Below are 24,472 nucleotides of genomic sequence, written 5' to 3'. Positions count from 1 at the left end.
CGGCTTTGCCTCTGGGGTATCAGATCCAGACATCCTCATTCATCTCGCGATACCTATCAACGCCGATTGCCCGGATACGCGCCACGTCTCGATGCGGCGGCAGGCCATAGATGGCTTTATAGTCGCGGGTGAAGTGGGACGGGCTTTCATACCCCACAGCAAACCCTGCATCGGCTGCGAGCCGGTCTTCATGCAGGATCAGGCGGCGTGCCTCCTGCAGACGTAGTCGCTTGCGATACTGCACAGGGGAAAGCCCGGTAATCTGCTGGAACTTGCGATAGAAGGTCGATTGTCCCATGCCAGCGAGCCTGTGCAGGGCGGTGGCTGTGTCCTCCCCGGTGAAATGGGCACGCATATGCGCCAATGCCCGGTTGATCCGCGAGGCATCGCTCTTCCGGTTCGCGATTTCATGGAGGACGTGACCCTGATCGCCTTGCAGCACGCGATAAAGCAGTTCCTGCTTGATGAGCGGCGCCATGAAGCCATGGTCCCCGGCATCGAGCGCACGAAGCAGGCGATGGACCAGAGCGAGAAGGTCGGGGGTCACACGACTCAGACCGAGACTCGTGGCCAGAGGGGCGTTGAGCCCCGGACGTGCGGCCGTCCGGGCGATGATGTCCCGTATCTCGTCGGGGTCGAATGAGATGCAGGCGGCCAAATAGGGTTCTTCAGCTGTTGCGCGGGTGATGTGGCCTGAGAGGGGCAGATCAACAGTAGCGACAAGATAATAATTCTCGTCGTAGTGGAAGCTGCGCTTGTGGATCCTGATCGTCTTGGCGCCCTGGATGATCAGATAGATGCGGGGTTCGTAAACCACCAGCAGCGGATCGGTGATGTTATCGCAGCAATAGAGCGTCAGATAGGGAATGGCGGTCTTTGTGCTCTTGTGCCGACAGTGCCGCAGAAGCAGGGACTGCACATCCCCCAGCGTGATGGATATTTCGTCTGAGGTCATGACCTCACTCTGCTGGTCTGAGCGAAAAAGGCAAGTTTTGCGTAATGCCGCGATAACGCTCTCCTCTGTTTTCCGGTCATGAATGGTGCATCCCAGAGGAGGGGAGGCTCATCATGACAAAGGGGATCGACAGCACTCCCGTCAGCAACGGTACTCGTAAAGAGCGCGCTGCAGTGACGACTGTCCTGTCGCAAAGTGCGTGCGTCGGAGCATACAGGATGTGCCGTCGCGGTTTTGTGGAAGCCGACGGAAGGCTGTTTCCGAGCGTCCAGGCAGCGAGATCGCTATCGGCGAGGCCGCGCGAATATTCCCCTTTCAATGCCTATCAAGGAGAAAAGGCCCTGTTTCCTAGGGCGTTTTCCACGGAAAGGCCGTGTCCTGGTCATGGTTGAGCTGATGATGATGTCGCGGCCTCTCAGGGATTATGGGCTGAGTGCCCTTCTTGCGTTTCTCCACAAAAGGAAGACTGATCATGACCAGTAAAGTTGCTATCGTTACAGGAGCCAGCCGAGGTATCGGAGCCGGTATCGCGTGTCAGCTTGCCAGCGAGGGCTATGATATCGCGTTCTCTTACCCTCAGGATGTCGCTGGAGCACAGGATACAATCAGGCAAGTCGAGGCCTTGGGGCGTCGGGTTCTGGCAGTACAGGCCGATGGCAGTACGACCGAGGGAAATGAGAAGATCGTAGCCGAGACGATCCGTGTTTTCGGTCGGCTGGACGTGCTTGTCTGCAATGCTGGTATGTATCCCAAGGGGACAATCGACGAGATCACGGTTGGGAGCATCGAGACCGTTCTCAATCTTAACGTACGCGGGCCGATGATCGAAACCATGTGCGCTGTCCGTCATATGACGGCAGGCGGACGTATCGTTCTCATGGGGTCGTCTTTCGGGGGGCGGGCGCCCTTGCCCGGCCTCTCACTTTATTCCGGCACCAAAGCGGCCCTGAGAGGCTTTGCGCAGGGCGTGGCGCGTGACCTTGGCAACAGGGGGATCACGATCAACGTGGTCGAGCCGGGCCCGGTCAACACCGCCATGAATCCGTCCAATACGCAGGCTGCCGCTATGCTGGCCAGCCATGTTGCAACAGGGGCTTATGGCGAGGTCGAAGATATTACCAATGTGGTGTCGTTTCTGGTCAATGAGCGCGCCAGCTACATCACCGGCTCTGCACTGGCTGTCGATGGCGGCCTGCTTGCCTGAGTGCAGGGTTTCCTCCGGCGCCAATGCCGGAGGAGACCAGGTTCAGCTTTTGGCCAGAAGCTCTTCGTATTCGGCGGGCACGCCGCAGAAGGTGATCGCCTCGGGTGCGATGACCTCGTAGTGAATCTTCATGCCCTGCTTGATCAGGTGATTATAGAGCGGGGCCACATACAACTCCGGCGATGAGGGCGTCAGACGTTCCTGCTCGAGAGCTGCGAGGAAATCGCCGCATCGTGCGAAATGGTAGAGCCCGTCGCAACAAAGATCGGAGATTGGCTGTTTCTCGGTCGTACGCGCAGCGAGAGGCTCGTCCGTCCCTTCAACAGGTCCGACATAGGACCAGTTTGCACCTTCACCGCGGAAGACCTCGAGATAGCCGTCCGACGACGCGAACCACTCGCCTTCGGGAAAGCGGAAGCCCGGACGGAACGTGTCGATATTGAAGATCGTCAGCGGGCTGTCCGGTGAGGCACCGGCCTGTTTGACCCCGAATTCGACGGTTTCGGCCTGCCCTGCGGTTTCGTGATCAAGGATCACGATACGGGCGTCACGAATGCCGAGTGCAGCGATTTCGCTGCGAATAAAGGCCTCGGTATCGGCCACGGTGCGGGCAATGAACACGAAAGGCATTGTCTCGAAATAGGCTGAGAAGCTCTCGATCGAATGCGCAAACACGCTCTTGCCGTGCAGGGGAAGCATGTATTTCGGCACCGGGTAACCGGCCTTGGTGAAGCGGCTGGAAAGGCCAGCCATGGGGATAACGATCATCACGCAAGTCCTTCGAGCGTGGCATAGAGACGCAGGGCATTCGCGATGAAGGCTCTCTGCCTGTCAGGCCGGTCAGAATGAAGTGGGAGCATGGAAACGAAGAGCGACGTCGTGATCGCCCGGATTTCCTTGCTTGCTGTGGAGAGCCCGGCAATTTTCATGTCGGCGAATGATTTCTGCAGCCAGCTGCGCTGAGGCGAGGCATCGAATTCGAAATCGAAATCATACTCGGTATCCTGGGTCAGGGTGTAACGCCCCGCCAGAATGAAGTCGTAGAGTCCGTCGACCGAGTGCGAGAATTTCGCGATATCGTATCGGAAATCCCCCCAGATCTCGAGCTTGTTGGCAAAGACATAGCCGCGCGGATCGATGACCGAGATACGGCTGTTGCGTGAGTTATAGAGAATATTGCTGAAGCAGAAATCACCATGCATCAGCGTCGCCTTGGCGCTGGCGTCATGCGTGATAAGGGCTTCAATTTCCTCCGCGATCGTCATCAGGGAGGGCATGGCCCGACCCTTGAATGTCAGGGCGCGATTGACGTCGAAGCCGGTCTCGCTCGCGTAGCGCTCAAGGCGTTCCACCGTTTTGCCGCCCATGAGCTGCCGCGAATAGGCCTCACGGGGTGCGTCACTGAGCGTGGTGGCACAGAGTTCCAGGAATTCCGAGGAGCTTGTAAGGATCTTTTTCCAGGTCACGCGACCGATAGACGAGAAAACGTAGAGCTCAGAAAGATTGGGCGCGTACTGGTACTCGGTTGTGTAGAACGCGCTATTCTCGTCCTCACCCTTGTCGAGCAAACGCGCGGCATAAGGCTGTACGTCAGCAGGAATGCTCTCGAACCAGTTTGCCTCGCCCTTCATTTTGAAGCGATCAGCCGAGAGCTTGCGTACGGTGCTCTGGGTGATTTGCAGGGAGTTGAAGGCGCGCGCCGTTGTTACCAGCCGGCGTGAACGGAAATAGGTCTGGATATGGCCGAAATCGTACCAGTCATCCACACGCTTGAGCGTAAGGGGGCGACGTTTCAGGTACAGATTAAGACCCTTGATGAAGCTCCCACGTGCCTGGCTGATGGCGCGCACCAGTTCCACACCGTTTGAGAACGAGAAGTAGCCACAGGCGATGGGACGCTCCAGGTCCTCTTCGCTCGTCGCTTCGATCGTCTCAAGATCCGTGACAACGTCGCCGTCGTGATTGATCGCTGCCCATGAATAATCATCACCCTCAGTATGGGCGGCAACGATATTCAGACCGGGGGGAATCTCACCGAGCACGGTATCGCCGTGCAGGATCTGAATGCCTCTATCATAAGCATTGAGCATGTTAATGGCGTAGACAATCGCCTCGCCAAGGGAGATATCGTCCGGGACCGGAAGCAGCGTCACATTTTTCTGCTCGAGGCGATGCAGATCGTAATCCGGCACCTCGAAGCTCTCTGGAACCGCCAGATAAATCTGACAGTTGCCGAGTGCGCTTGCCTTGAGGCTGTCGGCCTGAATGTCGTAAAGGCGACCGACGCCGAGGGGGAGGAACGCAGGCGGAAGAAGACCGAATTCGGCGACGAGTTCCTGCGTCACAAAGGCCCCTGACATGATCAGGGCGATCGAGGATGAGGGGCTCATTTGCTTGTTTCAATCAGATTATTGATCTCGGCGAGCGAGAGCGAGATGAATTCGGAAGGGCGGATGGCGCGGTCATCGACATAGAACCCTTCCGTGCCGCACCAGGGCTTGCCAACATAGATCTCGTCATAGGGGACGTTGTGCTTCTTAAGCCAGTCGATGACGATCGGCAGCGTATTGGCGTTGATCTTGCCAACAGCGCCCTGATAGGTGCGCATATTACGCGCGGTCTGTATCAGGATCTCGAAGCCCATGGCCTTGTATTCGTGCAGCTTCGCAATGAGCGGCAGGTTCGGTTCCTTGTCGCTGTATGAGAGGTCTGGATTGTTAACGGTGAGGGTGTCGTCGAGATCAATAACGAGACGCTTCATAGCCAGGGTCGAGCTCCGGAAATTCTTGACTGCACTATCTATTCAGTGTTGGGCAAAAATACCAGAGGACAGAGTGAAACAAAAACTTTGTCTTCTTTGTGGCCTCATTACAAAGTTTCTATTGGTTCAGAATCTAACTTATGTACCGAAGCACGGCTTTGACGAGAATTTTAGGAAGGGCCTTATTTATTGATCGTCACACTGTGTGGTTTTACCGACCGAATGGGTCTGTGATCGTTAGAACAGGTAACGATCACGCCTGTCTATCAGACGATCCCTGCAAGGCATCGTAGTTTTATACTGTGAATGGTTGTGGCATCGATTTTTGTTAATGCTTCCCCCATTCCGTTTCTCTGGAGTCGAAGTCGCAAGCGTGGAAAGGTCTGACCAGATTTATTGTAACTACCAGCGTTCTTCTTTGCCTTTTGGGCGACAAAAAACACTCCCCGGCACGCCAACAACTTTGCAGCCCGCCGCGGTGACGTAATATTCGTCCGGTCGTATCGACAATCGACCGTCGCGATGTCCGGGGCGTTAGCGCACACCGTTTCATAGAGCCCTGATTGACAAGGGAACGAATGGATCATCACTCAGCGTTCCTGACTTGCTTGAACAAGGTGACGTTCAACTCAGTCGTCCGGCGGGGGTGCCAGCATTGCCGTCCTTGCAAGACCTGCGAACAGCAGGCCGGGACTAGATCAAATTTTCCAGGAAAATGGTGCCCAAGACCGGGATCGAACCAGTGACACTGCGATTTTCAGTCGCATGCTCTACCAACTGAGCTACTTGGGCACCGGCACCGCGCGGTGTGAGAGGGGGTTTACTCCAGAGTGTTCCGGGGATCAAGCGGGGGAGGGAGGATTTTTTCCTCGTCGTCCTCAGGCAGTGCGGGAATGCTGTAGCTCTCATTGAACCAGCGCCCAAGATCGATATCGGCGCAGCGTTTGCTGCAGAATGGCCGGAAGGTCTCCACGCTGGGTCTCTTGCAGATCGGACAGGAATTCATGCGGTGAAGCTCCAAACGCGGTCCGGATAATCCGGGTCCATGACCAGTGACAGCGACGCGCCCCATTCCAGCGCAAACCCTGCCAGAGCGTCACGGTCTTCTTCAAGCGCACGGACCACGCCCACAGAAGCGCGCAGTTGCGGCTTGCCGGTTTTTCCTCGGCCCTCTTTCTCGCGCAGGATCGTACGAAGCGCCGCAAGTGCATGGCCACCGGGGCTGCTCGTCATTTCGTGCAAGGCAGGACGACCGCGTGTGCGGACCACTTCCAGCAGGCCGAGCGCCGTCGCGCCCAGAGCCTTTGCCTGCTGTGGATCGCCCTCAAGAGCCTTGGCAAGAAACGGCACCAGCGCCGGACGTTTACGCATGGCCACCCCCGCCGGATCGATCAGGATCGCCCCGCTCAGATTGCGCATCTGGATTTCTGCAGCAAGGGCTGAGAAGGCCTGACGATTGGCTGTAAACCCGTCCATCTGGCGTCTCTGATCGGGGTTCGGATCATCCAGATCGATCGCGGTCAGCGCCGGTGTGGGGGTGATGGTGGCGCAGAGCCCATGGGGCAGCGGCGTATGGGCGGCCATCAGATCGTCACAACGCGCGTCAAGAACGCTGTCGAAAGCCTGGCCCACACGCTCGAGGCGCGACCTGAGCGCAACTGGAAGAAGCGCCATCAGCGCCGGTGCATCGCACAGAATGGGTGCATCGGGATATCGGGCAGCGAGTGTTTCCAGCGGCGTCGGGCCACGCCTCAGAACCTGGGGCGCCTCACACGCCTGTGGGAGCACTCCGTGCGGCTTGAGACGCAGTCCCTTGCCATTCTGGGCGCTGCGGGTCACGCGCGCCGCAACCAGCGCTCCTTCCTGATGGGTTCCCGTCAGGAAGCCGGTCCCGCCTCCGGCAAGGGTGACAAAGGCGCCTCCAAGCGCCGCAGCGGATTTCTGCACGCGTACGGCATGGTGATCGCCATAGCCATCGGACATGCCGGGGCGCCAGAGCGCGAAATCGATGAGAGTCTCATCATCGCAGACAGCAATGCGCGCTTCGCCGGGCGACCAGGCGAGGCGACATTCCCTCATGCGATGAACCGGTAGGGTTGTCCGCGCAGCATCTGGGCGGTTTCGAACAGGGGAAGGCCGATTACCGCCGAAGGGCTGCCTCCGACATAGCGGATGAGCGAGGCCGCAGCACCCTGAAGGGCGTAGCCCCCGGCCTTGCCCTGCCAGTCTCCCTGATCGAGCAGGGCGGCAATCTGGGCTTCGGTCAGGCGCGAAAAGGTCACATCTGTCTCGACCAGACGTTCCACCACCCGCCCCTCATTCCAGGAAGCGCTTGGCATGACGCAAACGGCTGTGAGCACGGTATGGCGCCTGCCGGACAAAAGACGCAGGCAGCGCTCGGCAGTCGCTCGATCCTCAGCCTTGGGCAGGATACGACGCCCCACGGCGACAAGCGTATCCGCTGCGAGCACGAGGGCGCGACCCTCGCAGCGCGCAGCCACGGTCTCGGCTTTCATACGGGCAAGCCGCGCTACGCACAGGCGTGGCGTCTCGTTCTGTCGGGGCGATTCGTCCAGTTCGGCCGCGTCGATACGATCGGGAATAAGCCCGATCTGGCGCAGGAGGTCGACCCGTCTTGGCGACGCCGAGGCGAGGACCAGCTCCGGCCTTGTGCCGTCGGTCACGAAAACGCTCTTACTTGAAGCGGAAGGTGATGCGGCCCTTGGACAGGTCGTACGGCGTCATTTCGACATTCACGCGGTCACCGGCGAGAACACGAATACGGTTCTTGCGCATCTTGCCGCTCGTATGGGCGAGAATGGTGTGTTCGTTGTCGAGCGTGACGCGGAACATGGCATTGGGCAGCAGCTCGGTAACCGTGCCGCTGAATTCGATCATGTCTTCTTTTGACATCTGAGTCCTTTAGACTGTGCGCTGATAAGGGCCGGAACAGACCCGGCAGGAAGAATTCTGCCGCGTATGTGCTGACTCAGCGCCGTTCCGTCAAGTTTCTTGGTCATTTTGCGGGCGAAAAGGAGGGTATCTCCCCTCTCTTCACACCGCCGATTGCGTTTCAGCCAAGCGCGTCGAGTCGGGCCGACAAGCTGAGCGCATGGGCGTGAAGGCCTTCCGCTCGTGCCAGTCTGGCTCCGGCCGGACCGACCGCACGCAGCCCGTTGGCATCCGCCGCGATCGTGGTGGTCCGCTTGAGAAAATCGAATACCGAAAGCCCCGAAGCGAAACGCGCCGTGCGGCTGGTAGGCAGAACATGGTTCGGACCGCCCACATAATCACCCACCGCCTCGGGGCAATTGCGGCCAAGGAACGTCGCCCCGGCATGACGGATCATCGCAGCAAAGGACTCGGGCTCCTCAAGCATGACCTCGAGATGCTCGGAGGCGAAGCGGTTGGCGATAGCAGCAGCTTCCTGCCAATTGTCCACGATCACCACAGCGCCATGATCGGCCCATGATTTGCCTGCGATGGCCGCACGCGGCAGGGTTTTCAGCTCTGTCTCGACAGCCTCGACCACGCGCCGGGCGAATGCAGCATCATCGGTGATCAGCACTGCCTGGGCCAGTTCGTCATGCTCGGCCTGGGCCAGCAGATCCAGCGCGACGAAACGCGGCTCGTTGCGGTTATCGGCCACAATGACGACCTCGGACGGTCCGGCAATGGAGTCGATACCGACATGGCCGAATACCTGACGCTTGGCTTCAGCCACATAGGCATTGCCAGGCCCGACGATGCGATCCACCGGCCGGATGGTCGGGGTGCCATAGGCGAGAGCCGCCACGGCCTGAGCCCCGCCGACACGATAGATCTCGCTCACACCGCAGACGCGCGCAGCCGCCAGAACCAGAGGGTTCAGCACGCCATCGGGACAGGGAACGCACATGGCAATACGCCCGACGCCTGCCACACGGGCAGGAAGCGCGTTCATCAGCACGGAGGACGGATAGGCTGCCTTGCCGCCGGGCACGTAAAGCCCGACAGCATCGAGCGGGATCCAGCGCATACCCAGTGTCAGCCCCGCCTCATCCGTGTAGGAGAGGTTCGCTGGCATCTGGGCGCGATGAAAGGACTCGATGCGTGACGCAGCGAGTGTCAGTGCGTCCATGAGTTCTGCATCGACCTTGTCTGCCTCACGGGCAATCTCGTCAGCCGAGATGCGCAAGGTGTCAGGACTCAGCGCGAGCCGATCGAAGCGCGTCGTGTAGTCGCACAAGGCGGTATCGCCCTGCGCGCGCACTGCGGCGATGATATCGCGCACAGGCGCCGCCACGCTGGTCTCGACGGCGCTGCGATCAGCCAGAAGGACCGAAAGACGGGACTCGAAATCGGCTTCGTCGGTCTGGAGCCATTTCATGCGGCATTCTCCTGAAGCGCATCGCGAAAGCGTTCGATCAGGGCACGAATGGCGTCGGGCCGGGTCTTGAGAGCAACGCGATTGACGATAAGGCGGCTTGTGACATGCGCAATGACATCGGTTTCGCGCAGACCATTGGCCTTGAGGGTCGAGCCCGTATCCACCAGATCGACAATGACGCTGGCCATGTCGAGCGTGGGGGCAAGCTCCATGGCGCCATGCAGATGCACGATCTCGGCATTCACGCCCTTTGCGGCGAAATGGCGCCGCGTGATGGTAGGATATTTCGTGGCAACGCGCAGGTGCGAACTCGCAGCCTGATTGTCATGGGCGCCCGTGCCTACGGGACGGGCGATGGAAATGCGACACCCCCCGATACCCAGATCAAGGGGCGCGTAGATGTCGGGATAATCGAATTCCATCAGCACATCGGCGCCACAGACACCGATCTGTGCGCCGCCATGGGCCACGAATGTCGCGACATCGAAGGAGCGTACGCGCACCACATCGACCTGCGGATCGAGCGTCGGAAAGCGCAGGCTGCGTGTTCCCTCGCCGATCGCGCTACCGTCGCGGAACAGCCCCGTACGCTCCAGCACAGGGCCGAGCGCCTTGAGAATGCGCCCCTTGGGCAGCGCCAGTATGAGGGGCGCGTCCTGATCGGGGGCTGAGGAGACGGGGGCGGGATCGATTGCGGCGTTCATGACGTGCTCTCCCTATCACAGTCTGGCCTGCGCAAGAACCGGGAGCGGGAGGTGTTTTTGCGCCGCTTCAGGGCTCTGCCTGCATTGCTCGCCTTTTACCTTGTATCCCGGGACAGCGCGCTCACGCAGTGATGACCGTCAATCCGGCCGCGCCTGCAACCCTCGGCCATCCGATCCGCTAGACAGGGGAGAACGACCCAATCGGAAAGACAGGAGCCCCTCATGTCTCACAGCGACTTCACCCCCGATCTCGCCACGGCGACCCCCCGTGTCGATGAAGAGCAGAATCATCTGAACCTCAATGACGGGACGCGCATCCCGCAATTCGGGCTTGGCGTTTACAAGACGCCCGCCGACGAAACCGCCGAGATCGTCCGTTACGCCGCCAAGGCCGGATACAGGATGGTCGATACGGCGGCTTTCTACGGTAATGAGGAAGGGGTGGGCGATGCCCTGCAGGACTTCCCCGATCTCTATACCTCGACCAAGCTCTGGGCGTCGGATCTCGGCTATGATGCGGCTCTGCGCGCCTTTGACATCAGCGCCCGCAAGCTGCGACGCGACGTGGTCGACCTGTATCTGATCCACTGGCCGATGCCGAAAACGGACCTTTTCGTCGAAAGCTGGAAAGCGATGATTCAACTCAAAAACGAGGGTCGCATCCGCTCGATTGGCGTTTGCAATTTCCAGCCCGAGCATCTGACCCGTCTGATCGAGGAAACGGGGGTCAAGCCCGTGCTCAACCAGATCGAACTGCATCCGGCCTTCCAGCAAAAGGAATTGCGCGCCTTCAACGAGTCGCTCGATATCCGGACAGAAGCCTGGAGCCCACTCGGACGTGGGACAGGGCTGGATGGCGAGATCATCACAAGCATCGCCCGAAAGCACGGCAAAACGCCCGGACAGGTCACGATCCGCTGGCACCTGGATCAGGGCAATATTGTCATCCCCAAATCAGCCCATCAGAAGCGGATTGATGAAAATTTCGATGTCTTCGACTTCACGCTCGACGAAGACGATATGGCACGCATTGCGACTCTCGACCGCAAGGACGGCCGCACCGGGCCTCATCCGGATACGGCAGATTTCTCCTGATGTGACGGATCGTCTCGAAATGTGACGGATGGCCGGGTCTTGGTCGTGCAATGCTGCCATGATGAGCAGCATCAAGACCTTGACCCGGCTGACCTGTTTCTGCGCGGTGACATTCCCTTTCGGGCCAACAGAACGCGCTGACGGCGCCACAGCACGTGCCACACCTCCCTCGACCGGCTACTTTATTCCCTTGAGAAGGCCAGACCCGTCATTGGCTGCCTCCGTCAAACCCCTGTCGATCACGCCTCAGTCAGAAGCGTTCAGTGTCAGGGCGGTAGCTGTGCCGAGACCCTTTGCCGCGCCGGATCTCTCTTCTATTCTGCGCAAGAATACACCCATCAGGGTGGAACAAAATCACGACTCGTCGATTGCTCTTGAGAAAGGCGTGACGACCATATTCGCCTTACCTGTGGTAGGCGTCCCCGGCCTCGATCTGACAGCCAGTTTCTTCGCCGGTCATCGTGACACGCGCCTGGGCGCTCCTCCAGGTTCGGCGGCGGTGACGGGAGGAATCAGGTTCCGCTGGTAAGATCCTCGGTTGGGCCCGAGTAGATCCTCTCCTCGAAGCCGTTGGGCAGGTGTTCTAACCGGGCGCGAGCGAAACGCTCAGACATCGTGAACAGTGTCCAGATCGCCGAACCGCGTGAATTCGCCTTCGAAGAAGAGCGAGATCGTGCCGGTCGGTCCGTGACGCTGCTTTTCCAGAATCAGTTCCGCCTTGTTATGCACGAGCGCCATCTTGCGCTGCCATTCCTCCATGGCAACCTGATATTTGTCCATGCTTTCATAGGCGCTGTCCTTGGGCATGCGCTGCTGCAGGTAATACTCATCGCGATACACGAACATCACGGCATCGGCGTCCTGCTCGATCGAGCCGGACTCACGGAGATCAGAGAGCATTGGCCGCTTGTCTTCACGCGATTCGACCTGACGCGAGAGCTGGGACAGCGCGATGACCGGCACTGACAGCTCCTTGGCGATCGCCTTCAATCCCTGGGTGATCATCGAGATTTCGAGCACGCGGCTTTCGGGTTTGGTCCCGATGGCGGGCCGCATGAGCTGAAGATAATCCACCACCACAAGGCTCAGCCCCTTCGTGCGGGCGAGGCGGCGGCAGCGCGTTCGCATCGCGGAGAGGGAAATAGCCGGTGTATCGTCGATGTGCAGCGGCAACTCCGACAACTCGCGTGAGACACGCACGAAGCGATCGAATTCGCGTTGGCCGATATCGCCACGGCGGATCTTTTCGCCCGAAACCTCCGATTGCTCGGAAAGGATACGTGTGGCCAGCTGCTCGGCCGACATTTCGAGCGAGAAGATGGCCACGGCGCCACGCGGCTTGATGTTCTTGTCTTCGGCCTCACGCAGCAGCGCCTGTGCCGCCGAGAAGGCGATCTTCGTCGCCAGCGCCGTTTTACCCATGGCGGGACGTCCCGCCAGAATCAGGAGGTCGGAGGGATGCAGCCCACCTGTCTTCTTGTCGAAATCGCGCAGACCCGAGGTCAGGCCGCTCACATCGCCCGTACGCTGGAACGCCTGCTCGGCCACTTGAAGTGCCCCTGTCAGGGCGCGCTCGAAGCTTACAAATCCACCATCCTGACCCTTGTCCGTGGCGAGCTTGAACAGCGTTTCTTCCGCTGCGGCAATCTGATCGCCCCCTTCGAGGTCGGCGCGCGCACCATAGGCGTTATTGACCACCGTCTCGCCGATATCGATCAGCTGGCGGCGTATCCATGCATCGTGAATGGCGCGACCGTAATCGCCTGCATTGACGATACCCACCATCGCCATCAGCAACTGGCCCAGATATTGCGGGCCGCCGACCTCATCGAGCAGACCCGAATGCTCGAATTCGGCGCGCATGGTGATGGGGTCTGCAAGCATGCCGCGATCGATGCGTCGCGCAATGGCCTCGAAAATGCGTCCGTGAAGCGGGTCGGCAAAATGCGCCGCCACAAGAAAATCGGAGACGCGCTCATAGGCTTTGTTATTGGTCAGCAGCGCACCCAGAAGCGCGCGCTCAGCCTCGGGATTGGCCGGAGGGGTGCGCCGCAGAAGCGCCGTCAGGCCATCATCGGCCGCAGGGGAATTGGGGGTGTCGGTCATGGTCACAGCGACCCTCTATCATGACCGCCCCCGATTCGATCAAGAGATCGAGGGGTGGCACGAAGCGCCGGATCGGCGATAACGGCGAGAGTGCCGAAAAGGCGCCGCGCTGTCAGGAGGTTTCGTCATGCATCTTTCGGGCCTGTTCACCCCCATTCCCGGTGAGGGCATGCTCCAGATCAAGGAACTCGGCCTCGCCTTCTTTCTCTCCGCCCTGATCGGACTCGAGCGGGAATATCGCCAGAAGGCCGCAGGATTTCGCACCTACACCCTTGTTGGGGTTTCCGCCGCCCTGTTCATGCTGATTTCCAAATACGGGTTCGAAGACGTACTGCTCCCCGATCGGGTGGTGGTGGACCCTTCGCGTGTTGCTGCCCAGATCGTCTCCGGGCTCGGATTCATCGGCGGTGGCGTCATTTTCATGCGGCGCGATACGGTGCGTGGCCTGACGACAGCAGCCTCGGTCTGGCTGACCGCCGCCATCGGCATGGCCTGTGGCGCCGGCATGGCCGGTATCGCTGTGCTGACAACGCTTGGCTATCTGCTCATCATGTTTCTCACCCCTGCCTGGCTGCTGCGCCTGCCACGCGCACCGCGCCATGGGTTCAAGGTGATCATCCGCGGGGATTCGGATGTCGATTTCGTGGACACGGTCTACCAGACTCTGACCCGACTGGGTTTTACGCTCGGTCACGTCTGGCAGGAGCGCAAGGAGGAGGATTCCGTCCAGCTGCTTCGTCTGCATGTGCACGGTATCAAGCCCGCCGAAGAGGTCATCTCGGCGCTCATGCGCATTCCGGGCGTTCAGGCCGCGGGGAGCGAGAAGCCTGACGAAGCTGCGGATTAATTCTGGGGCAAAGCGCGAAAGGCACTACCCCCAATTGCGCCAAGCTTCTGCGGGGCGCTGCCCCGCTCCCCGGAAAGGGGCGCACCCCTTTCATCCCCTGGAAGTAGGTTTGCAGCGGTAAACTGCCTTTGCAGCGGGGGGAACCGATCGCACACATCCCTCACTCTCTGGCGCCACTGCGATGTATCGCCCCGCTTCTCGGCATCGTGCAGCGCCCCTGTCTCATTTCCTAGATCTGGGCAAAGGGCGACGGCCCTTTTGCTTGGGTCCACAGCGGAGTGCCGGGCAACCGGCGATCCGGGTTCAGAAACTATTGGGGCGGCACAGCCCTTCAGGCGAGAGAATACGGGCGAGCGTCTCCTCCGGCACCAGATGGCGTTCGCGTACGATCTCGATCACGCCACGGCCGGTGCGATGGGCCTCGAGGGCGATGGCCGTGGCGGTTTCGTAGCCGATATAGGGGTTGAGCACGGTTACAAGGCCGATGGAATGGGTGACCATGGCTTCGAGCTGGGCGGTATTGGCCGTGATACCGCGGATGCAGCGCGATTCGAGCGTCAGACAGGCGGCGTGAAGATGGGTGAGGCTCTTGAACAGGCTGTGCGCGATGATGGGCTCGAAGGCATTGAGCTGAAGCTGCCCCGCCTCGGCGGCCATGGTCACAGTCAGGTCATTGCCGATCACCTCGAACGCAACCTGATTCACCACCTCGGGAATGACCGGATTGATCTTGCCCGGCATGATGGAGGAGCCTGATTGCATGGGGGGCAGATTGATCTCGTTCAGCCCGGCGCGCGGGCCGGAAGACAGCAGCCGCAGGTCATTGCAGATCTTCGAGAGCTTCACGGCAAAACGTTTGAGAACGCCGGATATCTGGACGAAAGCCCCGCAATCCTGTGTCGCCTCGATCAGGTCCGTGGCGGTCAGGAGATGCAGATTGGTGATCATGTTCAGATGGCCGCACACGATCTTCGGAAAACCGGAGTGTCCGGCGATTCCCGTGCCAATGGCGGTGCCGCCCAGATTGATCTCGCTGATCAGCAGGATCGCCTCCCTGAGGCGCTTCTGGTCTTCATCGAGCATCACGGCATAGGTATGAAATTCCTGACCCAGCGTCATGGGCACGGCATCCTGGAGCTGGGTCCGGCCCATCTTCAGAATGTCATGAAATTCCCGCGCCTTGGCCATGAACGCCTTGCGCAGCACCGTCATGGCATCGCTCAGATGATTCACGCCATGAATGGCGGCAATACGCAGGGCGGTGGGATAAACGTCGTTGGTGCTCTGGCCCATATTGACGTGATCGATGGGATGGAGCGCGCTGTATTCGCCGCGTACGCGCCCGAGATGTTCGAGGGCGCGATTGGCGATGACCTCATTGGCGTTCATGTTGGTCGAGGTACCGGCCCCGCCCTGAATGACATCGACCACGAACTGATCATGCAGCTTGCCCGAGCGGATATCCTCGCAGGCAGCGATGATGGCGCGGGCGCGAGGGGCATCGAGCAGACCGAGATCGCGATTGCTCAGGGCTGCGGCCTGCTTGATGGCGGCCAGCGCATTGATCAGCTCAGGATAGGCGTCGATGCGGCGCCCCGTGATGGGGAAATTCTCGACGGCGCGCAGGGTATGAATACCGTAATAGGCATCGGACGGGACTTCGCGTGTGCCAAGCAGATCGTGCTCTGTTCTGGTCATCGCCATGATCCGGGTGTCTCCCTCTTTCCTTCTGCCAATGGAAAAGAGAAGTGGTCTGGACGCAAGACGATGACGGGCGCGGGGATATGGTTTCTCACCGCAGGAGCCATGCACTGACAGCACATGACTTCGGGCAGGACTGCTGCTAGCGCAGCGCTTCCGCGGGACGCCTCTCAGGCGGTGAAAAAACGGCTCAGCCCCAGATCGCGCAACCCCTTGCGATAGGCAATCGAACTGCGATCGGCCATGACATGAGCTTCGAGAGTCGGGTCCAGCGGCAGGCATTCGGGCTTCTGGGCTTCGACGAGCAGTCGATCCTCCTCGAAAACGCGGCGATTGAACGCGTAAACCGCTTCGACCGGGATATCCGTATCGAAATTGCGACATATGGGCGCGAACATGCGGGTTTTGCGTGCCGAGACGGGCGAGGCCGCGTTCATGATCACGAGGCGTCCTGCATCCGGGAAGTGGATTTCCAGCGTTGCGGTGAAGGGAAGCGAGGTGCGGAAATGACGCAGCCACTCGAACCCGGCCGGGGCGCGGCCTTCGACCCCGATCGGGTAATTGCCGACGGTGCTCCGATATTCGACTTCGAAGCCCTCGGCCGTTCGACGGGGCATATAGGGAGGCACGACCGGGTTTTCGGGGTCGGCAAAGGTATCCGTATGCACGAAGGCAAAATGGGCGACATCCAGAAATCCCTCGACCTGCCGTCCGGCAAACCCGGCAATGTCGATGGAGGGGCAGGTGATCTGCTGATAGGCTGGTTCGTCCCAATGCGGCATGTAGGGCACATCATGGGGCGTTTCACCTGCAAGGCAGGTCCAGATCAGCCCATAGCGCTCTTTTACGGGATAGGTTTTCAGGTGCAGCTTGCCCGGAATGGCGGAGGCGGGATGTGCAGGGACTTTCACGCAGCGGCCTGACGCGCCGAAGCGAAAGCCATGATAGGCGCAGGCGATACTCTCGCCATTGCCCGAGCCGAGACTGAGCGGCACGCCGCGATGAGGGCAGATATCCTGAGCCACGACCAGCGCATCGCCAGCGCGATAGATCACGAGAGTCTCATCGAGCAATGTGGCCGCGACGGGCGCTGTATCGACATCGCGGCTGAGGGCGATGGGATACCAGAAAGTCGAGAGAATGGCCCAGTCGGCAGCGTCAAAGCTGCACTGGCGCGGAAGCTGGACCGGGCGGTCGAGAGTTTCTGACATGGCGCTTCCTGCGAAGGAGGGGAATAACAGGAGAGAGTCTTCCATGTCCTGAGTGTTCGGCGATATATCGAAAAACGCTTTTTGCCGTTCGAAAAAACAGAGCGCCCTGAAGGGTGCGAGGACGCCCTCATGCCTGTCTTCTCACGCTTTCTGACCTATTTCTCGGCTGTGGCGCGTCACGGTTCGATCCGGCGCGCCGCCGAAACGCTGGGTATATCGGCCTCGTCCATCGACAGGCAGATCCTGCTCGGTGAGGAAAGGCTCGGTGTCGCGTTATTCGAGCGTCTGCCGACAGGACTGAGGATGACGGCGGCGGGTGAACTGCTTCTGGCGCAGTCAGTGCAATGGCACCGCGATCTGGAGTCCTATCGGGGGCATGTGGATGATCTCAAGGGCATGAAGCGCGGTCATGTCACGCTCCTCATTCCTGAGGCGTTGGCGCGCGGTTTTGTGCCGCGCATTCTCGCCGGAATACGCCGCTCTCATCCCGGGATCACCCTGTCGGTGAAGGTTCTCGGCAATCACGAGATCGGTCCGGCGCTGATCGAGGGACGTGGTGACCTTGCCTTCATGTTCGATGCGGTGGCGTCGAGCCGTCTGACGCTGCGCGGGCATATGGATTTTCCGCTTGGGATTGTCACCGTGCCCGGTCACCCCCTGACGAGGGAAACCCATGCCCGCTTCAGTGATTGCGCCTCATGGCCGCTCATCATGCCTGCCGCACCGCTCGCACTGGCTGAGAAGCTGGACTGGCTTGCTGCGGAAACAGGGGTGAGGATCACGCCGGTATGTGAATCGGATGATATCGAAACCCTGAAGTCGCTTGTTCGTCATGGCGTCGGGATCAGCGTCATGAGCTATGTGGATGTGATCGAGGAGGTCGAGTCAGGCGCGCTCGCCTTCATTGGTCTCGCCCATCCGAAGCTGCGACCGTTCAGTCTTTCATTCTGCGTGGATCAGGCACGATCTCTGCCCGTCGCTGTGCGTCTGGTGGCGGCTGCGCTCGACAAGGCAATCAGCGACAAACAGGGCCTTGCGCCGCCCCCAGATCCGGAACCCGCGGCGCGTGAGGCGCCACCCGGTGCATGAATGCATCGGAGAGGCTTATCCCTCGTGATGGTTGAGGAGCGGTTGATGGCCCACGCTGGCCGAGGAGATGGCCTGGACCGCCTCGGTTGAATCGACCACCACCAACGCATCGCCCGCGATCGGGGTGGGGGTGCGATCCTTGGGCAACAAGGCACGGAAGCGCCCGTCATAGCTCGCAGCCTGCTCGTACTGCGCGTCGAGCAGGCCGTTCTTGTCCATGAACACATTCATGGTGGCGGGAATGCGAATACAGCCTTCCGAGGCCGGATGGCCGAGACGCTGCTCGAGGAAATCCGGGTCGGTGGCATGAATCTCCAGACGGATATCCCCGGTTTCGTGATCAGGACGCCAGCCTTTGACGGCATTATGCCAGCCCATGTCCCAGACGCGCATACCCTTGGCGCCAATGCCACGAATGCCATTCTCGTTCTTGGTCCCGAGTGCGCGGTAGCCCAGACGGTCAGGCGAATTGATGAATACGCCGGTGGGGGTGATATAATAGAATTTCCGCCCTGCCTTACCGGTGGAGACCGGGGTGCCGCCGAGCGTCTCCCATTCGGCTGCGCCGGGCATGGCGAGAACATAGCACAGCCGCTGCACCTTGGGGTTGCGATCAACCACCATCAGAAGCTGCGGCCTGTCGATAGGCGTGTTGGAACTGGCGATGGCCGCGCGCGCCAGCCGGATGAATCGTTGACGCTGCTCCGGCGTGTAGGTGGTGAAGCGGGAGACCGATTTCTTCATGAGAAGAGTAAGGCGGCTCGCCTCTACCCGGGCCTGAGCCTCGGACAGTACCGGCAGAGGCGGGATGACGATAGGCGGTGTTGCCGCATGATCGGGCACGGAAGAAACCGCACCGGAAGCGCCTGGTGCTCCGCTGATGGATGACGGAAGCGGGGGAGCATTGAGATTCTGCGCCTGAGCGCAGCCTGACAGCGCTGTGGCCGAGACAAGACAGCTCAGGAATATTCCCTGCAGGGTCCTCCTGATCGGGGTCATCACGCCTGACGAACTGGCCCGGTATCTGTTCTGCATCTCAACTCCAAAGCTCCGTCGGCCAAACGTTGCAGGCCGGATTCAGTTTGTCGGACCGGGCTTGGGGCCCGAGCCGCTCAGAAAGCGGTCGAACCAGGCAATCATGCGCTTCTGGGCATCGATTGCATGGTCCCGCCCCCTCATTCCGTGGCCTTCACCGGGATAGATCACAAGGCTGGTCGGAATCCCGAGCGCGCGCAAGGCATGATAGAATTCAAGACTTTGTGCAGGCGGGCATTCCACGTCATTGGCCCCGACATAGATGAAGGTCGGCGTCCTGACCTGCTTGATGAATGTCATCGGCGAGGAATGCGCGTAGATGGCGGGATCGTCATAGACTGTGGCGCCGAAGAAGGGAGGCATCCAGGCATCGATGCCGTTCTGTCCGTAATAGGATTGCCAGTTGGCAATACCGCCCCCTGCTGCGGCGGCCTTGAAGCGGTTCGTCTGCGTCACGATCCACATGGTCATGTAGCCGCCATAGGAATAGCCGGTCACGCCGAGGCGGTGCTCATCGATGGGGGCCTGTTTTTCGAGCGCATCGATGCCACGATGGATATCGCGCAGATCGCCATGGCCGAAATCGCGACGGTTCGCCATCGTGAAGGCCTCGCCCTGGCCGTAGCTGCCGCGCGGATTGGGCATGAACAGATCATATCCGGCCTTGAGCAGCACGGCCGAATCCCCGGTCGCCCGCAGAAAGCGCGGCGTGACCGCTGAGGAGGGCCCGCCATGGATCATGGTGATCATCGGTACCTTGCCATGACGCGTCTGGGGGGCAGGACGCTCCTTTGGGGCCAGATGCCAGCCCTGTACCGTGTAGCCATCGCTGGTCCAGCTGATACTGGTGGCGGTGAAGGGCGCGGTCTGACCCTCATTGTCATGGGTCACGGCGCGCCAGGACCCGATGGGCCCCGCCCAGAGCTCAGGGGCCTTGGTGAAATTCTGCCGGACGATCACGCTCTGCGTGCCCGCGCAGACCAGTCGGGGTTCGCCCCCGCCATCGGAAAGCAGATCGTCATCGAGGACCATCAGGGGAGATTTGTCATCAAGGGCCTGAAACAGGGTTTTCGGGCTCGCGATGGCCGAAGCGATCAGACGTCCGCCACACCAGCTCAGCCCGGTGACTGTGCTATGGGCGTTGCGGGTGAGGGCAACCGGGGCGGCTTTCGGGCGGGTCAGGTCGAGCTGCATCGGGTCGCCGCCAAAAAAGCCGAAATCGCTCATCAGTCCGGCCACGAAGCTCACGCTCCTGCCATCCGGTGCGACCAGGGGAAGCCCGATCTGCTGGGAAAGCGGGTGGGTATAGAGCACCGTTTCCTGACCATGGGCAAAGCGTGACAGATGAGCCTGCCACCAATTGGCATCGCCGTTGCCCTTCGCTGCCGTGCCGATGAAGGCGGGCTCGGGGGCCTTCTGCCAGTCATATTCATAGACATAGAGATCATCGGGCGACTGCCAGTGCAGGCCATCCTTCTCTACCGTCGCAATGCGCTGCTCGTCTTCCTTCGCATCGATCTCGCCCGTTTCAGGGGCGCCTGCCTGGAGGGCGCCGGGATCGCGTCGCGCATCGGCAATGGCCAGCACGGCCAGAGTCCCGTCTGGACCATAACGCAGGTCCTGCAGGGACCCTGTGAACTTCAGTAGCGTGGTAAACCCACGGCCATCCGGCGTCACGCTCACGATCTGGCGGTTCTGCGTTTTCTTCTGTCGCAGGATGAAGGCCAGATGCTGCCCGTCCGGGCTCCAGCTCGGACTGGAGGGAACGCAGTCGCTGCAGGGCAGGGAAATTGTCGTGGCTTTACCGCCAGGCAGGGAGCGCAGGACGAGAGAGGGAACCGGTGTCTCGTCTGACTCAGGATGCTCGAGCGTATCGAGGCTCGCCACGAGCCGGCCATCGGGCGAAAGCGCCGGCGAGGAGAAGAGATGGAGCGGTTCGGCCGCGGCGGTGCCTAAAGCAAGGAAAGAGGTGCCGAGCAATCCGGCCAGTTTCAGAAAATCACGTGTCATGACCGGCCTTATGATTGGGTCGTCAGGGGCGCGGAGCCCGGAGGGGGAGAGTTGGGGTTCGTGCCCGGGCGGTGGGGCTCGCGTGTCGGAAAGATGCGATGCCAGAGCCGGGTGCCAAAGCGGCCGATGGCGTCCATGTAAAGATAGACGACCGGGGTCGTATACAGCGTCAGCAGCTGGCTGATCAGCATGCCGCCGACAATGGCAATACCCAGCGGGCGGCGCATCTCGGAGCCATAACCGTGACCGGTCATGAGCGGTACGGCTCCAAGAGCCGCTGCCAGGGTGGTCATGAGAATGGGCCGGAATCGCGTGAGGCAGGCCTCATAGATGGCTTCGCGCGGAGTATGGCCCAGCTCTTTCTCGGCATAGAGCGCAAAATCGATCATCAGGATCGCGTTCTTCTTCACGATGCCGGTGAGCAGGATCATGCCGATCATGGCAATAAGACTGAAGGACTCTCCGCCGATCCACAAACCCAGAATAGCGCCGATACCTGCCGAGGGCAGCGTGGAGAGAATGGTGAAGGGGTGAATCAGGCTCTCATAGAGCACCCCCAGCACGATATACATGGCAAACAGGGCCGCCACGAAGGCCAGAAGCTCGTTGACGAGCATGTCCTTTGTCTCACCGGCCAGCCCGGAGAACTCGCCTCCAAGGCCGGGCGGGGCGCCCATATCCTGCAGCGTCTGTTCGATCAGTTTGCGGGCGTCTTCATAGGTCTTGCCCTCGACCAGATCGAAACTCACAGCGGTGGAGGTCATGCCGTCCTGATGGTCGATCTCCATCGGGGTCGGTTCCATGGCGAGATCGGCGACATTGATCAGCGGGATCATGGTCTCGACCGAGGAAGCCACGGCCGAGCCATTGGAATTGTTGCCCGTAATCTGGTTGGCGATGGCATTGCGGAGCGAGGCCTGACTGAGCTGGGTCGCGGTCGAGGCGGTGGCGCTGTTATCGGCGCGTACGCGGATCTGGTTTGACCGCACTGCGCCAGCCGGTGTGCCCGAGGCTGTCGATATCCAGGTGCTGCGGAGTTCTTCCGGTGACTCGCGATAGGCCCGGGCAACCTCCATCACCACGGAATGGGTGGTGATTTCGGTGTGGATGCGCGATGCGACAGTCTGGCCATAGGCATCGTAGAGCACATTGCCCACGAGCTGCGGAGTGACCAGATAACGGGCTTCGGTATCGCGGCGCAGCCTGACATGAACCGACGCGCCGTGACCTTCGATATTGGTCGTAACCGAGGTCATCATCTTTTCTTTGCGCAGCCGCGCGACGAGGCGGGGCACCCAGAGTTTGAGTTCCGCCGGGTCCTGATCGCGCAGCACATAGCGGAACGCACCGCTGCGATGCTGGCCGCCGCCGCCATTGGGGTCACCCGCGGAGAAGAAGGAGGTGCGCAGGCCCGGCATGTCGCCCAGCTTCTTGCGGATGCTGTCCACCACCTGAACGTCGGTGCGTGTGCGGGTACGTTTGTCGCTCAGGCGGGCAAAGAGCTGTCCGTCACTGCTGCTGTTGTTCCAGCTCGTGACCGAGAGCACATCGGGATCGGCCTTCATCACCGCACCGACATAGTGGATGCGCTTGGTAATCTCGCTGAATGACATCGTGTCGTCGCCGCTGATCGACCCTCCAACCAGCGCAATATCCTGCGCGGGCACACCGGTTTTCGGCATGAGCACGATCGAGCCCACCAGGACGATGAAGCTGAGAGGCAGGGTGAGGAAGGTCAGGACGTGATGGCGCAGGGCGACGCGCAGCGTCCGGCCATAAAGGGCGATGATGCCGTCGAGCACGAAATCGATCACAAGGATGACCCGGTCGCTCAGGCGACGGCCATCCGGCCTCTCATGTTCGACATCCAGCCAGTACGCACACATCATGGGGGTGAGGGTGAGCGAAAGCACAAGCGAGATGAGCAGCGCCGAGACGATGGTCATCGAGAATTCGTAGAAGATCGCTCCCACCTGACCGGGGATGAACAGGAGCGGGATGAATACGGCGATCAGCGAGGCCGTGATCGAGAGTACCGTGAAGCCGATTTCCGAGGAGCCACGAAGACTGGCGCTCATGCGGTCCATGCCCGATTCCATATGTCGGGCGATGTTTTCGAGCACCACGATGGCATCATCGACCACAAAGCCGACCGAGATCGTGAGCGCCATGAGCGACATGATATCGAGGGTGAAATGCTGCCATTTCATGACGGCAATCGTGCCGACAAGGGCGATCGGCACCGTTACAGCGGGGATGATGGTCGAGCGCAGGCGGCGCAGGAACACCAGAATGACCCCGATCACCAGAATGATCGAGATGGCCAGGGTGAGCTGCGTATCTTCCAGGGAGGCGCGTATGCTTGAGGAAAGATCGATGGCCGTATCCATCTCGACACCGGGAGGCAGCACGGAGCGCAGCATCGCCATGCGCTCCTTGACCGCATCGACGATCTTGACCGTGTTGGCCTTGGGCTGTCCCCGCACGATCAGTGTGATGGCCGGTTTGTTGTTGAAGTATCCGGCCTGATAGAGGTCCTGCACGCTGTCTTCCACCGTGGCGACAGAGGACAGCTTGATGGGGTTGATGTTATTGCGATAGCCGATGATCAGATCGCGGTATTGCGCCGCTTTTTCAGCCTGGTCATTCGTCTCCAGCATCATGCGCTGGCCGCCTGAATCGATGAAACCCTTGGGCGTGTTGGCATTGGCCGAAGCAAGCGCCTGACGCACGTCCTCGAAACCCACACCCCATTTGTAAAGCGCATAGGGATTCACATCCACGCGCACGGCAGGGTCGGCAGAGCCTACGGCCTGCACGTGACCCACACCCTTGATCTGCGCGAGAAGCGGCTTGACCCGGATCTGCGCCAGATCGAACAGCTTGGGCAGGGTCATCACATCCGAGGTCAGCGACAGCAGATAGACGGGCTGCGACGTCGGGTCTTCCTTGTAGGCGTAGGGGTCGCGATCGAGTGTGCCCTGGGGCAGATCGGCCCGCGCTGCCCTCAGCGCGGCCTGCACGTCTCGGAGCGCTCCGTCGATATTGCGCGACTCCACAAAGTCGATGCGAATATAGGCGAAGCTGTTTTCGCTGTCTGATTCGATCTGCTTCACCCCGGCAATCTGGCCGAGATAACGCTCCAGAGGTGTGGTGACGGAGCTCACCATTTGCTCGGGGCTCGCGCCGGGCTGCTCGATCTCGACATTGATCGTCGACGACCCGATATCGGGCAGGCTGGCGACCGGCATCAGCGGGTAGCAGATCGCCCCTGCCGCGAGCAGCGAAAGGGCGAGCAGAATCGTCGCCACAGGACGCATGATGAAGAGACGACAGAAATTCATTTCGACTTCATAGCAAAGATTTCGTGAAAATACCCATGCGC

General features: G+C 60.4%; 21 protein-coding genes and 1 tRNA gene. 5 read left to right on the top strand and 17 right to left on the bottom strand.

The genetic code is table 11. The features are described 5' to 3' along the window. Nucleotides 1–19: 19 nt before the first annotated feature. The gene (locus tag AA0535_RS01310; RefSeq protein ID WP_264814082.1) at nucleotides 20–955 is read right to left on the bottom strand and encodes an AraC family transcriptional regulator; all 936 of its coding nucleotides are present in this window, start codon (nucleotides 953–955) and stop codon (nucleotides 20–22) included. Nucleotides 956–1,427: 472 nt separating this feature from the next. On the opposite strand from AA0535_RS01310, the gene AA0535_RS01305 reads away from it, so the two are divergent. Further along, entirely contained in the window at nucleotides 1,428–2,159 is a 732-nt protein-coding gene (locus AA0535_RS01305; RefSeq protein ID WP_264814080.1) for an SDR family NAD(P)-dependent oxidoreductase, read from the top strand. A gap of 42 nt (nucleotides 2,160–2,201) precedes the next feature. Here the strand turns inward: AA0535_RS01305 and AA0535_RS01300 are convergent, their stop codons facing one another. The 10 genes from AA0535_RS01300 to hisG all read right to left on the bottom strand — a co-directional run bounded on the left by AA0535_RS01300 (nucleotide 2,202) and on the right by hisG (nucleotide 9,993). After that, the gene (locus AA0535_RS01300) at nucleotides 2,202–2,927 is read right to left on the bottom strand and encodes a glycosyltransferase family 2 protein (RefSeq protein ID WP_264814078.1); all 726 of its coding nucleotides are present in this window, start codon (nucleotides 2,925–2,927) and stop codon (nucleotides 2,202–2,204) included. Next, nucleotides 2,927–4,549, bottom strand: coding sequence for a capsular biosynthesis protein (locus tag AA0535_RS01295; protein ID WP_264814077.1), 1,623 nt, complete (start codon nucleotides 4,547–4,549; stop codon nucleotides 2,927–2,929). Before AA0535_RS01295 ends, AA0535_RS01300 begins: the two co-directional genes overlap by 1 nt. Then, complete coding sequence (locus AA0535_RS01290; protein WP_264814076.1) at nucleotides 4,546–4,920, bottom strand: HAD family hydrolase; 375 nt, start codon at nucleotides 4,918–4,920, stop codon at nucleotides 4,546–4,548. Before AA0535_RS01290 ends, AA0535_RS01295 begins: the two co-directional genes overlap by 4 nt. A 716-nt stretch (nucleotides 4,921–5,636) precedes the next feature. Next, a tRNA-Phe gene (locus tag AA0535_RS01285) sits at nucleotides 5,637–5,712 on the bottom strand. Between the two features lie 28 nt (nucleotides 5,713–5,740). Beyond that, a complete protein-coding gene (locus AA0535_RS01280) occupies nucleotides 5,741–5,926 on the bottom strand; it encodes a DNA gyrase inhibitor YacG (RefSeq protein ID WP_264814075.1) in 186 nt (61 codons plus the stop codon). Beyond that, complete coding sequence (locus AA0535_RS01275; RefSeq protein ID WP_264814074.1) at nucleotides 5,923–6,999, bottom strand: ribonuclease E/G; 1,077 nt, start codon at nucleotides 6,997–6,999, stop codon at nucleotides 5,923–5,925. The genes AA0535_RS01280 and AA0535_RS01275 overlap by 4 nt, the downstream gene beginning before the upstream one ends. Next, nucleotides 6,996–7,604, bottom strand: coding sequence for a Maf family protein (locus tag AA0535_RS01270; RefSeq protein ID WP_264814072.1), 609 nt, complete (start codon nucleotides 7,602–7,604; stop codon nucleotides 6,996–6,998). The genes AA0535_RS01275 and AA0535_RS01270 overlap by 4 nt, the downstream gene beginning before the upstream one ends. Before the next feature lie 10 nt (nucleotides 7,605–7,614). Then, nucleotides 7,615–7,833 carry a translation initiation factor IF-1 gene (infA, locus tag AA0535_RS01265; protein WP_023979930.1) on the bottom strand — a complete coding sequence of 73 codons (219 nt, stop codon included), beginning with the start codon at nucleotides 7,831–7,833 and terminating at the stop codon, nucleotides 7,615–7,617. A 160-nt stretch (nucleotides 7,834–7,993) separates the two neighbouring features. Then, nucleotides 7,994–9,289, bottom strand: coding sequence for a histidinol dehydrogenase (hisD, locus tag AA0535_RS01260; protein WP_264814071.1), 1,296 nt, complete (start codon nucleotides 9,287–9,289; stop codon nucleotides 7,994–7,996). After that, nucleotides 9,286–9,993: an ATP phosphoribosyltransferase gene (hisG, locus tag AA0535_RS01255; protein WP_264814070.1), complete on the bottom strand. Its 708-nt coding sequence runs from the start codon at nucleotides 9,991–9,993 to the stop codon at nucleotides 9,286–9,288. The genes hisD and hisG overlap by 4 nt, the downstream gene beginning before the upstream one ends. 222 nt (nucleotides 9,994–10,215) lie before the next feature. Here hisG and AA0535_RS01250 point away from each other — a divergent pair, with 222 nt between their 5' ends. Together AA0535_RS01250 and AA0535_RS01245 are read left to right on the top strand one after the other, a co-directional pair. After that, the gene (locus tag AA0535_RS01250) at nucleotides 10,216–11,088 is read left to right on the top strand and encodes an aldo/keto reductase (RefSeq protein ID WP_264814069.1); all 873 of its coding nucleotides are present in this window, start codon (nucleotides 10,216–10,218) and stop codon (nucleotides 11,086–11,088) included. Between the two features lie 28 nt (nucleotides 11,089–11,116). Then, complete coding sequence (locus AA0535_RS01245; RefSeq protein ID WP_264814068.1) at nucleotides 11,117–11,617, top strand: hypothetical protein; 501 nt, start codon at nucleotides 11,117–11,119, stop codon at nucleotides 11,615–11,617. A 77-nt stretch (nucleotides 11,618–11,694) separates the two neighbouring features. On the opposite strand, the gene AA0535_RS01240 is transcribed toward AA0535_RS01245, so the two are convergent. Continuing rightward, entirely contained in the window at nucleotides 11,695–13,194 is a 1,500-nt protein-coding gene (locus tag AA0535_RS01240) for a replicative DNA helicase (RefSeq protein WP_264814067.1), read from the bottom strand. A gap of 127 nt (nucleotides 13,195–13,321) precedes the next feature. Here AA0535_RS01240 and AA0535_RS01235 point away from each other — a divergent pair, with 127 nt between their 5' ends. Beyond that, the gene (locus AA0535_RS01235; protein WP_264814066.1) at nucleotides 13,322–14,041 is read left to right on the top strand and encodes an MgtC/SapB family protein; all 720 of its coding nucleotides are present in this window, start codon (nucleotides 13,322–13,324) and stop codon (nucleotides 14,039–14,041) included. A 303-nt stretch (nucleotides 14,042–14,344) separates the two neighbouring features. On the opposite strand, the gene aspA is transcribed toward AA0535_RS01235, so the two are convergent. Together aspA and AA0535_RS01225 are read right to left on the bottom strand one after the other, a co-directional pair. After that, nucleotides 14,345–15,745, bottom strand: coding sequence for an aspartate ammonia-lyase (aspA, locus tag AA0535_RS01230; protein ID WP_264814065.1), 1,401 nt, complete (start codon nucleotides 15,743–15,745; stop codon nucleotides 14,345–14,347). Nucleotides 15,746–15,912: 167 nt separating this feature from the next. After that, nucleotides 15,913–16,953, bottom strand: a complete 1,041-nt coding sequence (locus AA0535_RS01225) for an aromatic ring-hydroxylating oxygenase subunit alpha (protein WP_264814064.1) — start codon at nucleotides 16,951–16,953, stop codon at nucleotides 15,913–15,915. 129 nt (nucleotides 16,954–17,082) lie between these two features. On the opposite strand from AA0535_RS01225, the gene AA0535_RS01220 reads away from it, so the two are divergent. After that, entirely contained in the window at nucleotides 17,083–18,042 is a 960-nt protein-coding gene (locus tag AA0535_RS01220; protein ID WP_264814063.1) for a LysR family transcriptional regulator, read from the top strand. 15 nt (nucleotides 18,043–18,057) lie between these two features. Here AA0535_RS01220 and AA0535_RS01215 read toward each other — a convergent pair whose 3' ends face one another. The 3 genes from AA0535_RS01215 to AA0535_RS01205 all read right to left on the bottom strand — a co-directional run bounded on the left by AA0535_RS01215 (nucleotide 18,058) and on the right by AA0535_RS01205 (nucleotide 24,431). Beyond that, nucleotides 18,058–19,041 carry a L,D-transpeptidase gene (locus AA0535_RS01215; RefSeq protein ID WP_264814062.1) on the bottom strand — a complete coding sequence of 328 codons (984 nt, stop codon included), beginning with the start codon at nucleotides 19,039–19,041 and terminating at the stop codon, nucleotides 18,058–18,060. Between the two features lie 78 nt (nucleotides 19,042–19,119). After that, nucleotides 19,120–21,087 carry a S9 family peptidase gene (locus AA0535_RS01210; RefSeq protein ID WP_264814061.1) on the bottom strand — a complete coding sequence of 656 codons (1,968 nt, stop codon included), beginning with the start codon at nucleotides 21,085–21,087 and terminating at the stop codon, nucleotides 19,120–19,122. Between the two features lie 8 nt (nucleotides 21,088–21,095). Further along, nucleotides 21,096–24,431, bottom strand: coding sequence for an efflux RND transporter permease subunit (locus tag AA0535_RS01205; protein ID WP_264814060.1), 3,336 nt, complete (start codon nucleotides 24,429–24,431; stop codon nucleotides 21,096–21,098). Nucleotides 24,432–24,472 lie beyond the last annotated feature (41 nt).

The sequence above is a fragment of the Asaia krungthepensis NRIC 0535 genome (assembly GCF_025995175.1).
Taxonomy (GTDB): Bacteria; Pseudomonadota; Alphaproteobacteria; order Acetobacterales; family Acetobacteraceae; genus Asaia; species Asaia krungthepensis.
Note: the sequence above shows the minus strand (reverse complement) of the source record. Positions and strands in the feature narration are given on the sequence as shown.

What these genes read in the sequence shown, in the direction of transcription:
- AA0535_RS01275 (WP_264814074.1), bottom strand. Translation starts at nt 6,999, where the DNA reads ATGAGGGAATGTCGCCTCGCCTGGTCGCCCGGCGAAGCGCGCATTGCT.
- AA0535_RS01290 (WP_264814076.1), bottom strand. Translation starts at nt 4,920, where the DNA reads ATGAAGCGTCTCGTTATTGATCTCGACGACACCCTCACCGTTAACAAT.
- aspA (WP_264814065.1), bottom strand. Translation starts at nt 15,745, where the DNA reads ATGGCGATGACCAGAACAGAGCACGATCTGCTTGGCACACGCGAAGTC.
- AA0535_RS01220 (WP_264814063.1), top strand. Translation starts at nt 17,083, where the DNA reads ATGCCTGTCTTCTCACGCTTTCTGACCTATTTCTCGGCTGTGGCGCGT.
- AA0535_RS01215 (WP_264814062.1), bottom strand. Translation starts at nt 19,041, where the DNA reads ATGACCCCGATCAGGAGGACCCTGCAGGGAATATTCCTGAGCTGTCTT.
- AA0535_RS01240 (WP_264814067.1), bottom strand. Translation starts at nt 13,194, where the DNA reads ATGACCGACACCCCCAATTCCCCTGCGGCCGATGATGGCCTGACGGCG.
- AA0535_RS01225 (WP_264814064.1), bottom strand. Translation starts at nt 16,953, where the DNA reads ATGTCAGAAACTCTCGACCGCCCGGTCCAGCTTCCGCGCCAGTGCAGC.
- AA0535_RS01250 (WP_264814069.1), top strand. Translation starts at nt 10,216, where the DNA reads ATGTCTCACAGCGACTTCACCCCCGATCTCGCCACGGCGACCCCCCGT.
- AA0535_RS01280 (WP_264814075.1), bottom strand. Translation starts at nt 5,926, where the DNA reads ATGAATTCCTGTCCGATCTGCAAGAGACCCAGCGTGGAGACCTTCCGG.
- AA0535_RS01245 (WP_264814068.1), top strand. Translation starts at nt 11,117, where the DNA reads ATGGCCGGGTCTTGGTCGTGCAATGCTGCCATGATGAGCAGCATCAAG.
- AA0535_RS01210 (WP_264814061.1), bottom strand. Translation starts at nt 21,087, where the DNA reads ATGACACGTGATTTTCTGAAACTGGCCGGATTGCTCGGCACCTCTTTC.
- AA0535_RS01305 (WP_264814080.1), top strand. Translation starts at nt 1,428, where the DNA reads ATGACCAGTAAAGTTGCTATCGTTACAGGAGCCAGCCGAGGTATCGGA.
- AA0535_RS01310 (WP_264814082.1), bottom strand. Translation starts at nt 955, where the DNA reads ATGACCTCAGACGAAATATCCATCACGCTGGGGGATGTGCAGTCCCTG.
- AA0535_RS01235 (WP_264814066.1), top strand. Translation starts at nt 13,322, where the DNA reads ATGCATCTTTCGGGCCTGTTCACCCCCATTCCCGGTGAGGGCATGCTC.
- AA0535_RS01295 (WP_264814077.1), bottom strand. Translation starts at nt 4,549, where the DNA reads ATGAGCCCCTCATCCTCGATCGCCCTGATCATGTCAGGGGCCTTTGTG.
- hisG (WP_264814070.1), bottom strand. Translation starts at nt 9,993, where the DNA reads ATGAACGCCGCAATCGATCCCGCCCCCGTCTCCTCAGCCCCCGATCAG.
- infA (WP_023979930.1), bottom strand. Translation starts at nt 7,833, where the DNA reads ATGTCAAAAGAAGACATGATCGAATTCAGCGGCACGGTTACCGAGCTG.
- hisD (WP_264814071.1), bottom strand. Translation starts at nt 9,289, where the DNA reads ATGAAATGGCTCCAGACCGACGAAGCCGATTTCGAGTCCCGTCTTTCG.
- AA0535_RS01300 (WP_264814078.1), bottom strand. Translation starts at nt 2,927, where the DNA reads ATGATCGTTATCCCCATGGCTGGCCTTTCCAGCCGCTTCACCAAGGCC.
- AA0535_RS01205 (WP_264814060.1), bottom strand. Translation starts at nt 24,431, where the DNA reads ATGAATTTCTGTCGTCTCTTCATCATGCGTCCTGTGGCGACGATTCTG.